Consider the following 12520-nt stretch of genomic DNA (forward strand, 5'->3'; position numbering starts at 1 on the left):
CCCGAACCCAGACCCTCAGCGCCAGCAGCTTGCGGGCACCGCCTTGCGCACCAGGGCGACAAAGTCTTCCACCGTGCAGCGATCACCGCCACAGGCAGGCAAAGGCAAATCAACCTTACCCGCCGGATGGGCCGCCGTCAGGGCGGCGGCTTGCCGCAGGTCGTCCAGGGTCTGGTAGTACAGGACGACATGCACGTACCGCTGGCCCGTGACGGTGTCGCGGCTGACCTCGAACGCCAGCGTGGTGTCGGGGGCGGTCTTGTCCGGCTGGCCGGGCAGGGTCCAGTCCAGGCCCAGCAGGCCCGCCACGTTGGACAGGTTGGTGTCATGCCCCAGGATGGAGATCAGCTTGGCCCCGGCCGGCACCGGCGCCAGGGGGGCGGTCGCCGTTCCGCCCGTCACCCCGACCACGATCTGGCGGGCCAGCAGCGCGCCGTTGTGGCTGGCGATGTAGGGGGTGCGGCGGGTCAGGTCGGCCTGATAGTCATGCACCGGCAGGATGGCGGCCAGGGCCTGGGGCGTGCCGGCGCGGCCCCAGCCCACCTGGTCGGCGGGCATGCCCTGCACATATTCCAGGAAGATGCTTTCGGCCAGCATGGCGCCCCGCGCCAGGGGGCCGTCCACCTTCACCTCCCCGCCCTTGTCCACCACCTTGGCGGGGCCGGTGGCGAAGCAGGCCTGGCCGGAGGGGGAACCTGAGGTGGCGCCGGACGCGCAGGCCTTGGGCGCCACCACCTGCACCAGGGCGGCCAGGGCCGGGGCGATGCTGGCCGGCACGGCGTTGATGTCGCCGCCGTTGGCCGCGACCACCGCCTTGGTGGCCTCGGCCGCGTCCATGGGGCAGACGCCACCGGACGCGGCATCAAACAGCACATCGGGGCTGTCGGGCGCCAGGCCGTGGGCCTTCAGCCCGCAGCCGGGGGCCAGCCCCTCGGCCAGGGCCTGGGCGCTGGCGCGGGTGCGCTGGTCGCCGCTGTCGCCCCAGACGAAGACCTGGTCGCCGGCCGAATCGCCCCCTGGGCCGCCCGCTGGGCAGCGGTCGGGTCCCAGTAGGCCGCGCTCCCGGTACTGGGCGCCCAGGTACAGGCCCAGCTGGCGGATGGCGTCGGCGCCGTGGGGGGTCAGGATGCCCCGGTCCACGGGCCAGGCCGGCCAGTCCTGGTCCGACAGGCGCCGCAGCTCGGCCAAGCCCTTGGTGGGGCTGCGCACGCCGTGGCGGGACAGCAGGACCACCCGTTCCAGGACTTCATGCGAGGCAGGAGTGGCGGAGTTGGCGGTGGGGGCGGCCCAGGCGGAGCCGGCCACCAGGCCGACCGCCAGGCCAAGAATCAGGCCTTTTCTCATCACCACCCCGTGACCGACAGGTTGAAGAACACGCTGCGGCCCGGCGTGGTCCAATACAGCGCCTGGCCGGTGGCGGACTGCGTGCCGGCGAAGCCGTTGATGCGGTGGGTGTCGAACAGGTTGCCGATCTTCAGGCTGGGGGTGACGTCCACCAGGTGATAGCCGAGGTCCTTCAGGCGCCAGCCCACGGACACGTCAGCGGTGAACACCGGGTGGATGCGGTAGGCGTTGGCGAAGTCCGGCTGGCCGGTCGTGGCGTCGGTGGTGTTGTCCTGGCCGTAGAACGGGCCCACCACCTTGCCGATGGCGGAGAAGTAGAGGCCGTCGGGGCTGTCGTACATGACGCCGGTGGTGGCCATCCATTGCGGCGTATCCGCCACCCAGACGTAATTGTCCTTGTACTGGGCGTGGTTCAGGCTGGCGTTGGCATACAGCGACAGGGCGTCGGTCAGGGCGTACTGCGCTTCCAGTTCCAGGCCCTTGTAGATGGCGCCGGCGCCGTTGACGAAGGTCTTGTCGGTCGTGCCGGGTACCTGGGCGGTGGAGATGTAGTTGCTGAAGTCGATGTAATAGGCGTCGGCGCCCACCATCCACCGGCCACGCTGCACGGCGGTGCCGACCTGGTAGTTCATGGTCTCTTCCGGCTTGATCGAGGCGATCTTGGCCACCTGGAAGACATCGATGGGCGGCGCCAGGAAGCCCTTGGCCACCTGGGCGTAGGCGGTCCAGCCCTCCTCGATGGTGTAGTGGGCGGCGATGGACGGCTGGGCCTCGGTATAGGTCTCGCTGTAGTTCAGCGGCGCCGGCGGCTTGGTCTTGTTGTACAGCGCGTCGACATCGCGGGTGAAGCTGGTGACCTTCACGCCCGGGATCAGGGTCAGGTCCGGCGTGACCTTCCAGTCGAACTCGACATAGGGCTGCCAGGTGGTGTTCAGGTCGCGGTACTTGTAGGTGTAGGGCGTGCCGTACTTGCCCGTGACCAGGACGCCCTGGGTCCAGTCATAGGATTCGGAATGGCGGTGGTCCAGCTGGCGGTCGTACCAGACGCCGGCCTTGATGTCGCCGAAGGACAGGCTGTCGGTCAGGCGCAGGGTGTCGCCGAAGGTGCGGTAGTTGGCGTTGGCCTCCTTGCCCGGGATGTCGCTGGCATATGTCGCCACCTTCTTGCCGGCGGCGTTGTAGAAGGTGACGCCCACATCCTTGGGGTTGCTGTCGCTGGCGTCCGACAATTCCTTGTAATGGTGGCCGAAGCCGTTGGTGTAGGCGGTGTTGTCCAGCTTGACGCTGTCCGTCAGTTCCGACTGCACCCGGATATAGTCGAAGTCCGAGCTGTAGCGGCTGGGCTGGTACTTGTAATAGGACTGGGCGGCGGGATTGTTGCCCAGGCCCCAGTTGTCGCCGTACTTGGCCAGGTCGGCCAGGGTGACGCCCTGGGTTGTGTACTCGAACGAATGGTTCTTGCTGGCGACCAGCGTCACCGTCGTGCGCTCCCCGATGTCCAGCACATCCTTGAAGAAATAGTTGGTGCGCTGTTCCTCCGCCCCGGTCAGGTACCCGTCGGACGTGGTGCGCTGCACGTCGAAGAACATGCGGCCCAGCACGGTGCGGCCGGTATCGACCTCGCCACCGATGCCCTTGGTGTTCCAGCTGCCATAGGTGCCATAGGCGGTGACGCCCGGGTCTTCCGACGGGGTTTTGGACAGGAAGCCCAGGGTGCCGCCGAAGGTGGCCTTGCCGATGGTGGAGGCCGTGCCGGGGCCCCGATCCACCTCCGCCTGGCCCATGTCATGGGCCACGAACAGGGCGGAGCTGGTGTGGTGCAGGTCGGTGGCGTCGCCGAAGGGGATGCCGTCGAAGGTGATGTTGAACTGGCTGTCCTGGAAGCCCCGCAGGCTCAGCGTTTCCGCCTTGCCCAGGCCGGGGCCGTTGGGGCTTTGGGCATAGACGCTGGGCTGGAACTTCACCATGTCGTCGAAGCTGGACAGCGGGACGATGTTGTCGCGCAGGAAGCCTTCCGGAACGATGGAGGTGGGCTCCGTCGCCTCCAGCGGCACGTTGGAGGGCGAGACGCGCATGACCTTGGCCACCACGGCGATCTCGGCGATTTCCGCGTCCGCCGCCGGGGCGTCCGCCGCGCCGGCGGGCGGGGTGAGGGCGGCCAGCGCCAGGGCCACGGCGGCGGCGCCCATCATCAGTCTGGCCCGGTTTGGGCGGGTCTCCGGCTTCGTCGTCATCATCGTCCCCCTTCGTTGATCGCGGCACCTTGGACGGCGCTTTGCAAAATCGCGTGCCGCGCTGGTACAGTCGGGACCGGATGCGAATCTTGACGGCAGCCTGACGGAAAGTTCAGGTATCGCCGATTTGGCTGTAGTTATAAGGCCTTAGGGCGTACCCGGTTTCTTGTGAATTTCATTTGACCATTACATGACGGGATGATGACGGGACGTCTTGCCTTCACGGCGCTGGACTGGAATGCCGAGGCGCTGCGGGCGGACCTGGCGGCGCTGGGGTGGGAGGCCGTTGCCGATGCCTCCCCTGACGTACGCCTGCTGGCGGCCGCCCGCGCCGACGCCCTTCTGGCCCATCTTCCCGATCCATCGGGGCCGGTGGAGGCACCCGTCCTGTGCCTGGCGGACGCGGATGCGGCGGTCGAGTCGGCCCTGCTGCGGGCCGGGGCGCACATGGTGCTGCCGCTGTCCTCGGGCACCGCGGCGGTGGCGGCGGCCTTGTCCCTGCTGGCGCGGTTGGCGGCGCCGGCGGACCGGGCGCTGCGTGTGGGCGACCTCGCGCTGCATGTCGACCGGCGGGTGGCGCTGTGGCGGGGTCGGCCCCTGGCCTTGGCGCCGTTGGATTTCGACCTGCTGCTGCTGTTGGCGGAGCGCGGGGGCCAGGTGGTGCCAGCGGCCGACCTGCGGGTCCGGTTGTGGCCCACCCTCGCGCCGGACGCGCCCGGCGTCGCCGACCGGCTGGCCGCCCACATCCGCAGCCTGCGCCGGGCGCTGGGCACGGCCGTGCCCCTGCACACGCGCGGGCACCGGGGCTATCAGCTGGGCGTTAGGTAATATACCGGATATCTCCGCTGGTGGGCCCCGCCTAGGGTGGCGACCATGGTTTCCACCAGCGGGTGATTCCCATGCGCGCCCTTCTCATCGGCAAGGCCATGCCCAGCGCTGCCCGGCTATCGCGGGTGCTGCGGGAACGGGGATGGCAGGTTGAGACCCTGGCCGCCCTGCCGCCGACGCCGCGTCCCGCCGACGTGGTGGTGGTGGGTGAGGAGGGGCGTACCCTGCGCGATCGCTTGGCTCGCGCCCGGCGGACCTTTCCCGGCGCCCTGGTGGTGACGTTGCTGGCCAACCCCGATGGGGCCGCACAGGCGGGCCGGGCCGGCGCGCTGGCGATGGGGGCGGACGACCAGGTGGACGCCGGCCTGCCCGGCGATCTGGTGGTGGACCGGTTGCTGGCGCTGTTGCGCTTGAAGCGCCATGGGCCGCGCCTGGCCTACGCCCTGGACGACCTGACGGTGGACGTGCGCCAGCGCCGGGTGCGCCGCGCCGGCCGTGACATCCTGCTGTCGTCGCGTGAGTTCCAGCTGCTGGTCCTGCTGCTACAGGCGGACGGCGCCGTGGTGCCGCGCACCGCCATCCTGGACCGGCTCTGGGCCGGCGACATGGATGTGGCCGACAACGCCGTGGATGCCCTGGCCTCCCGCCTGCGCCGCCGGCTGGACGGCCCCGGCCAGTCCCGCCTGCTGCACACCCTGCGGGGGGTGGGGTACTGCCTGGCCTCCGGCGCCGGCACGGACCAGGCGCTGGCCGCGTAAGCCCTTTACCTAACCCGCCGCCTCCAGGCTCAGGTGGATCAGCGCCGGGACGTTGTCGCAGCCCGTCTTTTCCATGACCTTGGCGCGGTGGTTCTCCACCGTGCGGGCGCTTATGCCCAGCTTCCAGGCGATGACCTTGTTGGGATGGCCGGCCACCAGCAGGTCCATGACCTCCCGTTCCCGGACGCTCAGGGAGTCCAGCCGGCCGCGCGCCGCCTCCGCCCGCGCCTGGTGGCGCAGGGTATGGCCGCTGCGGTCCATGGCCGTTTCCACCGCCCGCACCAGGGCGTCGACGGTGAAGGGCTTTTCGATGAAATCCACCGCCCCCGCCTTCAGCGCCGTCACCGCCTTGGGCACGTCGCCCTGGCCGGTCAGGATGATCATGGGCAAGGGACAGCCGCGCCGCGCCAGATCGGCCTGAAGTTCCAGGCCGGTCATGCCCGGCATGTTGATGTCGGCGATGACGCAGCCGGGAATGGCGTCGGCGCCGGCCGCCAGGAAGGCGCCGGCCGACGGGTATGTCGCCACCGGATAGCCCTCCGCCTCGAACAGGGCGCTCAGCGCGTCGCGCACCGCCTCGTCGTCATCGACGATGGCCAGCGTCAGGTCAGGCCGCGGCATGGGGCGCCTCCCCGGCTGGGGGTGGGGGAACCAGCTCGCGTTTAGCCAGGGTGGCCAGGGGCAGGGTGGCCAGGGGCAGGGAGAAGGAAAAAGCCGCCCCGCCCAGCGCGTCGCCGCCGGCCTGCAACCGGCCGCCATGGGCCTCGACGATGCCGCGGCTGATGCTGAGCCCCAGCCCCATGCCGGTGCGCCGGGTGGTGGTGAAGGGGGCGAACAGCCGGCCGGCGACCTCGGCGGCGATGCCGGGGCCGGTGTCGGCCACCCGCACCTCCGCGCGGGCGCCGGCCCCCGTCCCGTCTGGCGCCGCCAGTGCCGGCCGCACCTCGATCAGGATGCGGCGGTCGGTGGCGCCCCCCTCGGCCAGCGCATCCAGGGCGTTGCGCACCAGGTTGATCAGCACCTGTTCCACCTGCACCCGGTCGATGGCCAGGGTCAGGGTGGCGTCCACTGCCAAGTCCAGCCGGGCGCTGGCATTGGCCACCTCATCCGCCAGCAGGCGGGCCACGCCGGCCACCAGGTCGGTGGCGGGCACCGGGGCGTTGGCCACCTGGCCGGTGCGATAGAACTCGCGCAGATGGCGGATGATGGCGCCGGCCCGCTCCGCCTGGGCGGCGGCCTTGCCCATCAGCTCCAGGGCCTTGGCGCCGTGCTCGGCCCCCTCCCTCGCCGCCTCCAGGATGCGGCGACAGGCGCCGGTGTAGCTGACGATGGCCGACAGCGGCTGGTTCAGCTCATGCGCCAGGGCCGCCGCCAGCTCCTCCGTCAGGTGGCTGCGGCTGGCCTGCTCGGCCGCGGCGCGGTGCTGCCCCAGCGCGGCGGCGGCGCGCTTGCGGGCGGAGATGTCGCGGATGGTCAGTACGCCCATGCGTGCGCCGGCCTCATCCGTCACCGACACCGGCACCATGGCCAGGGACGACTCCACCGGCAGGGGCCGGCCATCGGCCGCCACCAGCCATTCCTCGCCGCCCTCGCGGCGCAACAGGTCGGCCAGGGGCCGGCCGCGCAGGCTGTCCGCCGCCCGTCCGGTCAGGTCGGCGACCACGCGGTTGACCTCCTCCACCCGGCCGTCGGTGTCCAGGATGACGATGCCGTCCGGCGCCAGCTCGATCAGGGTTTTCAGCCGCGCCTCGCCCTTGGCCGCGGCCGCCCGCACCCGCTCGCGTTCCGAGATCACCGCCCCCAGCAGCAGGCCGGTCATGGCCAGTGACAGCATCAGGATTTGCAGCTTCAGCGCCTGATAAGGCTGGATGTCGCAGATGGCGATGCCCAGGCTCAGGCCGGTTTCCAGGGCGGCCAGGGCCAGCACCGCGCCGGGCAGGCCGCTCCCCGCCGCCACCCAGACCAGGGGGATGAACACCGGATAGAAGCGTGACCCCACCACGCGGGGGAAGATCACCGCCACCGACAGGCAGATGCCGGCGATCTGGCCCAGGGTTTGCGCCCGCCACAGATGGGCCGGCCGCAGCCGCCGGGCCAGGCGTGGCGCCATCAGGGCCAGGGTGGCGGCCACCGTCACCCCGGCCATGTCGCCCACCCAATGCTGCAGGGCGGCGGTCAGCGGGGCGGCCGCCATCGCCCTGCCGTCCCAACCGGTCATGGTGCCCCCGGCCAGGGGCCAGCCCGGCAGGAACCGGGCCAGGGCCAGCAGCAACAGGCTCTGCCCCAGCGCCCCGGCCATGGCCAGGACCAGAAGGCGCATGACGCCGTCCGCATCCTCCAGCACATAGCCGTCGCCATCGCGGCGCAGGCGCCGGGCCAGCAGCAGGCCGGGGACGGCGAAGACCAGCGGTTCCGCCAGGGTCGGGATGGCCAAGGCGGGCGTGAGGGGCATGCTGGCCGGAAGCACCATGGCGCGCAGCGCCAGGCCGGCCACGGCCGCCGCCATCACCAGGGGCATGGCCAGGGGCAGGCGCCCAGGTCCCCACAGCATCACCAGCGCCAGGCCGATGCCGGCGCGCACGTTCCAGGGCGACCAGCCGGGCACAGCCGACACCAGCAACGTGTCCAGCAGGCCGGCCAGCGGGTACAGCGCCAACAAGACCCAGGGCCAGCGACCGGGCGGGAAAGGGCCGGGCGGGGAAAGGGGGGCGGTGGACAGCAAAAGACCCCATCACAGGTGGGACGAAGACACATTCTTCGTCCGTCTGTGATAGGGCCCTTGCGTTACGGTCTTGTGACGGCACCCCCGTGCAGCACGCGGGGCCGCCTTCGACAATGTCTTCGCCGGACGCTTTACTTGGACGCCGTCTTCGCCGGCTTGGCCCACTTGGCCAGCCAGTCGACCACGGCCTGCGGTTCCATGTGGCGGGCGTCGGTCAGGTCAAAGGACGCGTCGCCGTTCACCAGGGTGCCATCGGCCTCCACCACCAGCACGGTGGGCACGCCCTTGAACTTCGGCACGCCAAAGCGGGCGGGCACGTCCATGTTCTTGGTGTAACGGCCCACATCCACCGTCACCATGACGAAGTTCTTGTCCAGGAAGCTGTGCACCTCTGGCAGTTCCACCAGGCCTGCCAACACGCGGCAGTCACCGCACCAGTTGCCGCCGAAGTCCAGCAGCACGCGCTTGTGCTCCTTCTTCGCCTTGACCAGGGCGGCGTCCACCTGGGCGTTCACGGCGGCGTTGTCGATGGTTTCGTCATAGGGGTAGGGCAGCGGCTGTTTCAGTTCCACATTGCCCACCTGCGGGGCGGCGACCTGGGCGGAGGCGCCAATGGGGAACAGCACGGGAAGGGTCAGCAGGGCGGCGACGCCCAGGGCGGAGAAGGTGGCGCGGACGGTCATCGCAGGCTCCTGGATCGTGGGCGGGGTCGCGCCATTCCCAGCGCGAATTCAGATCATTATGCCTGATATGGGTTTAAGGGAAAGCCCCGCCAGGGTCATATCCCCACCCTTCGTCGCATGACCGTCCAGCATTTGACGAATAATATGACGCAATGATGAATAATTAAACACTAATAATTTGTTATTAATGGCGCTGAATTGGCTCTTGGTGCCAGGAGGCCTGGCGACCGACTGAATCAAAGAATGGTGATGGGAGGTGGCGCTAGATGCGCGCCTAAAAGCGTCAACGAAGATGAAGGTAAGAGCTGTCTGGGATGAAGCGACCGGATTTACTCAACGGTCTGATATCATTATTCGCTGGCTATTGAAGCGAATGGCGCGCCCGGAAGGACTCGAACCTCCAACCCCCAGATTCGTAGTCTGGTGCTCTATCCAATTGAGCTACGGGCGCTTTTTCGTCTCACCGGTGTCGGCCGGTGAGGTGGGTGCTTGTAGAGGATGATCGGGGGGCGCGCAACAGCTTTTTTGCCCTTGATGCATTTTTTTTACGAGGCCCGGTGGAGCGCCCCGGGGGCGCCCCCCGCGACGCGCATGGGGAGCGGGACGCCGGTGCGTCGCCGTGCATTGTCGAGGCGATGGGGATGGGCTATCTACCCGACCTTGCACTTACGTTAAATTTTTGACCGTCTCGCGGAGCGCCGCCCCCATGTCGTCCCATCACGCCGATACCGCCAAGAACTTCCCCGTCACCTGGGAAGAACTGCACCGTCATGCCAAGGCGCTGGCCTGGCGCATCAGCGACAAGGGGCCGTGGAAGGGCATCGTCGCCATCACCCGCGGCGGCCTGGTGCCGGCGGCCATCCTGGCGCGCGAACTGAACATCCGCCTGATCGATACCATCTGCATCAGCAGCTACGACCACCAGAACCAGCGCACCGCCCAGAACCTGAAGGCGCCGGTGGCGGTCGAGGGCGAAGGTGAAGGCTGGCTGATCGTCGACGACTTGGTCGACACCGGCAAGACCGCCGCCATCGTGCGCAACATGATGCCCAAGGCGCATTTCGCCACCATCTATGCCAAGCCGGCCGGCCGCCCGCTGGTGGACACCTTCATCACCGAGGTGTCGCAGGACACCTGGATTCACTTCCCCTGGGATCTGAACCCCATCGCCTACATGCAGATCCGCAACGACTGACCCGTCGGCGTTCTGCACTGCGCTTCAGCGGCCCGCCCGGTGTTCCGGCGGGCCGTTCGCGTTTCAGGGGGAAGGCAATATGTGCGGCACTTGATCATGGCTGCTCAAATGCCCCCTCAAGCGCCGGGCGTCAGCATCCGCTGGCTTGGCTCTCCCCGATTTCCAGTTCGCCTTCGGCACCTCAGAAATCTCCGACGCCCGCAGTCGCGGGCTACAGCGGCACGAGTCATCATCTCGTGCCGCTGTGTAAGACCTTATTTCGACTCGGGCGACAGCACCTGGATCAGGTGCGGGGTGTCCGGATCGGCGATGATGGCGCGCAGGGCGGACCGGTCCTGCGGCAACTTGCCCTGGGGCACGTCCATCAGGGTGCCCACCCGGGTGTTCAGCGGCACCGGCTTGCCATAGATGGCGTTCAGCCGCTCATACTCCGCCTGGTGAAAGGCGTCGTTCTCGTCGGGGTTGGGGAAGTCGCGCGGGGTGATGATGATGTCGGCCGGCGGGGTGGTCGACTGTGTCACCGGTTCGGCCACGCGGGGGCCCGGCGCCACCTGCGACGCCGCGGCGGGTTGGGCGGCCTGCTGCGCCCTGGCGGGAGCCGCCAGCAACATGCCGGCCATCAGGGCGCCGGCCGTGACGGCCATGGTCATAAAGGGTGTCGGGTGATGATTCCGGCGGAACGGCATGGCGTCGGTCTCCTCTGATGCCGGCCGCGCGCGGGCCGGGCGGTGAAGGACTCCGCGGCCGCGAAAGGGCGCGCCCCTGGGACAGGGCAGGCGGCGGCGGGCAAGCCACTCAGGACACACCATGGATATGGGAACGACGGACGCGGTTTCCCAGGCGTCCGTCGTTGATACAAAGGGCTTATTCCCAGCCGCCCAGCAGGGGGCGCATGCGCTTGCTGTCCACGTTGCGGATCTTCTGCCGGCCGTGGACATGGGTGGGGGCGGGCGCCACCGGGCCGCCAGCGCGCACGGGCCGCTCGGCGAAACGGCCCAGGGAGATCATGCGGTCATACATGACGATGGCGGCGGCCACGGCCACGTTGACGCAGAACTTGATGGGGATCTTGATGACGTGGTCGCAGCGCGCCTGCATGGCCGGCGACAAACTGCCACGCTCCGGCCCCAGGACATAGGCGGCCCGCAGGGGGTGGCGGAAGCTGGGCAGGTCCACCGCATCATCCGTCAGTTCCACACCCACCAGGGTGCAGCCCTCGGGCAGGGTCATGGCCGAGACGCTGGGATAGGTGTAGAGCGGGACATGGTCCTGACCGCCGGACGTGTCGACCCGGTTCACCTCGTCCAGGTCCAGGGCGGCGTTCACGGTGAACACAAAGCTCGCCCCGAACGCGTGGCCGGAGCGCATGATGGTCCCGATGTTGCCCGACTTGCTGATCCCCTCGGCGCCCAGGGCGAAATATCCGCGCATGTCGCGCACCTTGCACAAGGCAAGCCGCTTGGGCAAGGTTCCAGCCCCCCGGGAAACAGGATTGCAGTCATGCCCCGGCCGGGGGAGAACGCGGGCGTACAGATCTCAAGCCAGGGCGGCCGGCCACATGCACGACGACCACGATCATTCCCACGGCGACGGCTGCTGCGGCGGCCATGACCATCAACCCGCCGCCAATGACACGGCGACGGTGCGCCAGGTGGACATCCCCGACCGCTCCGACGCGCCCATCCTGGTGGAGGTGACGCGCGGCTCCATGGTGGAATCCCGCCATCGCGGCCGCGTGGTCGTGGTCGATGCCGGCGCCCGCGTGGTGGCCCATTGGGGCGATGTCGACGGCCTGGTCTATCCCCGCTCCTCCAACAAGGCCTTGCAGGCCATCCCCCTGATCGAAAGCGGGGCGGCCGACGCCTACGCCGTGACGGATGAGGAATTGGCGCTGGCCTGCGCCTCCCACCAGGGGGAGGCCATGCACACCGAACGCGTGGCCGCCTGGCTGGATCGGCTGGGCCTGTCGGTGGACGACCTGGAGTGCGGCGCCCACCTGCCGACGCATGAGCCCACGGCCGCCGCCCTGCTGGCGGCGGGGCAAAAACCGACCGCCCTGCACAACAACTGCTCCGGCAAGCACACCGGCTTCCTGGCCGTGGCCAAGCACAAGGGGGAGAAGCTGGCGGGCTATGTCCGGTATCAGCACCCGGTGCAGCAGCGCATCCTGGGCGTCATCGAGCAGGTGACGGGCCATGACCTCAGCCGCGCCCCCTGGGGTGTCGACGGCTGCTCCATCCCCACCATCGGTTTGCCCCTGGGCGCTCTGGCCCTGGGCATGGCCCGCCTGGCCGATCCCGACAGCCTGCCCGACCGCCGGGCGGAGGCGGTGCTGCGCCTGCGCCGGGCCTGGGGCAAGCATCCCGAGCTGGTGGGCGGCACCGGCAACTTCGATACCGAGGTCATGCGCGCCGCCAATTCCGCCGTGCTGCTGAAGTCGGGGGCGGAGGGCGTGTGCTGCGCGGTGCTGCCGGAACACGGGCTGGGTATCGCCCTGAAGATCGAGGACGGGGCGCCCCGCGCCGCCGGCCCGGCCATGGCGGCGGTGTTGAAGCGCCTGGGCGTGCTGTCCGACACGGTGTGGGACAGCGTCGCCCACTTGGCCGTCGCCCCGGTCACCAGCCGCCGGGGCGATACCGTCGGCGAAATCCGTCCCACCGCGGCGGCGGCGGGGTGACCGCCGCTTGCCACGGGCCCAAATGAAAACCGCCGCCGAGGTCGTCCCCGGCGGCGGTTTCGTTTGGGCTTTCCCGCCC

At 69.4% G+C, this 12520-nt stretch carries 11 protein-coding genes and 1 tRNA gene; 4 read left to right on the plus strand and 8 right to left on the minus strand.

What is annotated here, in order from left to right; all coding sequences use genetic code 11:
• Positions 1 to 15: 15 nt before the first annotated feature.
• A complete protein-coding gene (locus tag UCD39_RS20520) occupies positions 16 to 1344 on the minus strand; it encodes a histidine-type phosphatase (protein WP_330497648.1) in 1329 nt (442 codons plus the stop codon).
• On the minus strand, positions 1344 to 3581 hold the full coding sequence (locus UCD39_RS20525) for a TonB-dependent receptor (RefSeq protein ID WP_330497649.1): 2238 nt from the start codon (positions 3579 to 3581) through the stop codon (positions 1344 to 1346). The genes UCD39_RS20520 and UCD39_RS20525 overlap by 1 nt, the downstream gene beginning before the upstream one ends.
• Positions 3582 to 3779: 198 nt before the next feature.
• Between UCD39_RS20525 and UCD39_RS20530 the strand changes: the two genes are divergently transcribed.
• Positions 3780 to 4406: a winged helix-turn-helix domain-containing protein gene (locus tag UCD39_RS20530; RefSeq protein ID WP_330497650.1), complete on the plus strand. Its 627-nt coding sequence runs from the start codon at positions 3780 to 3782 to the stop codon at positions 4404 to 4406.
• 71 nt (positions 4407 to 4477) lie between these two features.
• Positions 4478 to 5164 (plus strand): winged helix-turn-helix domain-containing protein, encoded by a 687-nt coding sequence (locus UCD39_RS20535; protein WP_330497651.1) that lies wholly within the window; start codon positions 4478 to 4480, stop codon positions 5162 to 5164.
• A 9-nt stretch (positions 5165 to 5173) separates the two neighbouring features.
• Here the strand turns inward: UCD39_RS20535 and UCD39_RS20540 are convergent, their stop codons facing one another.
• From UCD39_RS20540 to UCD39_RS20555, 4 genes are all read right to left on the minus strand, one after another.
• Positions 5174 to 5785: a response regulator transcription factor gene (locus UCD39_RS20540; RefSeq protein ID WP_330497652.1), complete on the minus strand. Its 612-nt coding sequence runs from the start codon at positions 5783 to 5785 to the stop codon at positions 5174 to 5176.
• On the minus strand, positions 5772 to 7823 hold the full coding sequence (locus tag UCD39_RS20545; RefSeq protein ID WP_330497653.1) for a two-component system sensor histidine kinase NtrB: 2052 nt from the start codon (positions 7821 to 7823) through the stop codon (positions 5772 to 5774). The genes UCD39_RS20540 and UCD39_RS20545 overlap by 14 nt, the downstream gene beginning before the upstream one ends.
• 194 nt (positions 7824 to 8017) lie before the next feature.
• On the minus strand, positions 8018 to 8569 hold the full coding sequence (locus UCD39_RS20550; RefSeq protein ID WP_330497654.1) for a thioredoxin family protein: 552 nt from the start codon (positions 8567 to 8569) through the stop codon (positions 8018 to 8020).
• Positions 8570 to 8943: 374 nt separating this feature from the next.
• Positions 8944 to 9020 (minus strand) — tRNA-Arg (locus UCD39_RS20555).
• A 255-nt stretch (positions 9021 to 9275) separates the two neighbouring features.
• Here UCD39_RS20555 and gpt point away from each other — a divergent pair.
• Complete coding sequence (gpt, locus tag UCD39_RS20560; protein WP_040845989.1) at positions 9276 to 9764, plus strand: xanthine phosphoribosyltransferase; 489 nt, start codon at positions 9276 to 9278, stop codon at positions 9762 to 9764.
• 254 nt (positions 9765 to 10018) lie between these two features.
• Here the strand turns inward: gpt and UCD39_RS20565 are convergent, their stop codons facing one another.
• Both UCD39_RS20565 and UCD39_RS20570 read right to left on the minus strand, forming a co-directional pair.
• A complete protein-coding gene (locus tag UCD39_RS20565) occupies positions 10019 to 10414 on the minus strand; it encodes a hypothetical protein (protein ID WP_330497655.1) in 396 nt (131 codons plus the stop codon).
• A gap of 214 nt (positions 10415 to 10628) precedes the next feature.
• Positions 10629 to 11231 carry a TrmH family RNA methyltransferase gene (locus UCD39_RS20570; protein WP_416211059.1) on the minus strand — a complete coding sequence of 201 codons (603 nt, stop codon included), beginning with the start codon at positions 11229 to 11231 and terminating at the stop codon, positions 10629 to 10631.
• 91 nt (positions 11232 to 11322) lie between these two features.
• Between UCD39_RS20570 and UCD39_RS20575 the strand changes: the two genes are divergently transcribed.
• The gene (locus UCD39_RS20575) at positions 11323 to 12441 is read left to right on the plus strand and encodes an asparaginase (protein WP_330497656.1); all 1119 of its coding nucleotides are present in this window, start codon (positions 11323 to 11325) and stop codon (positions 12439 to 12441) included.
• Positions 12442 to 12520 lie beyond the last annotated feature (79 nt).

It is taken from the genome of Nitrospirillum karajorum, assembly GCF_036348415.1.
GTDB classification, from domain to species: Bacteria; Pseudomonadota; Alphaproteobacteria; order Azospirillales; family Azospirillaceae; genus Nitrospirillum; species Nitrospirillum amazonense_B.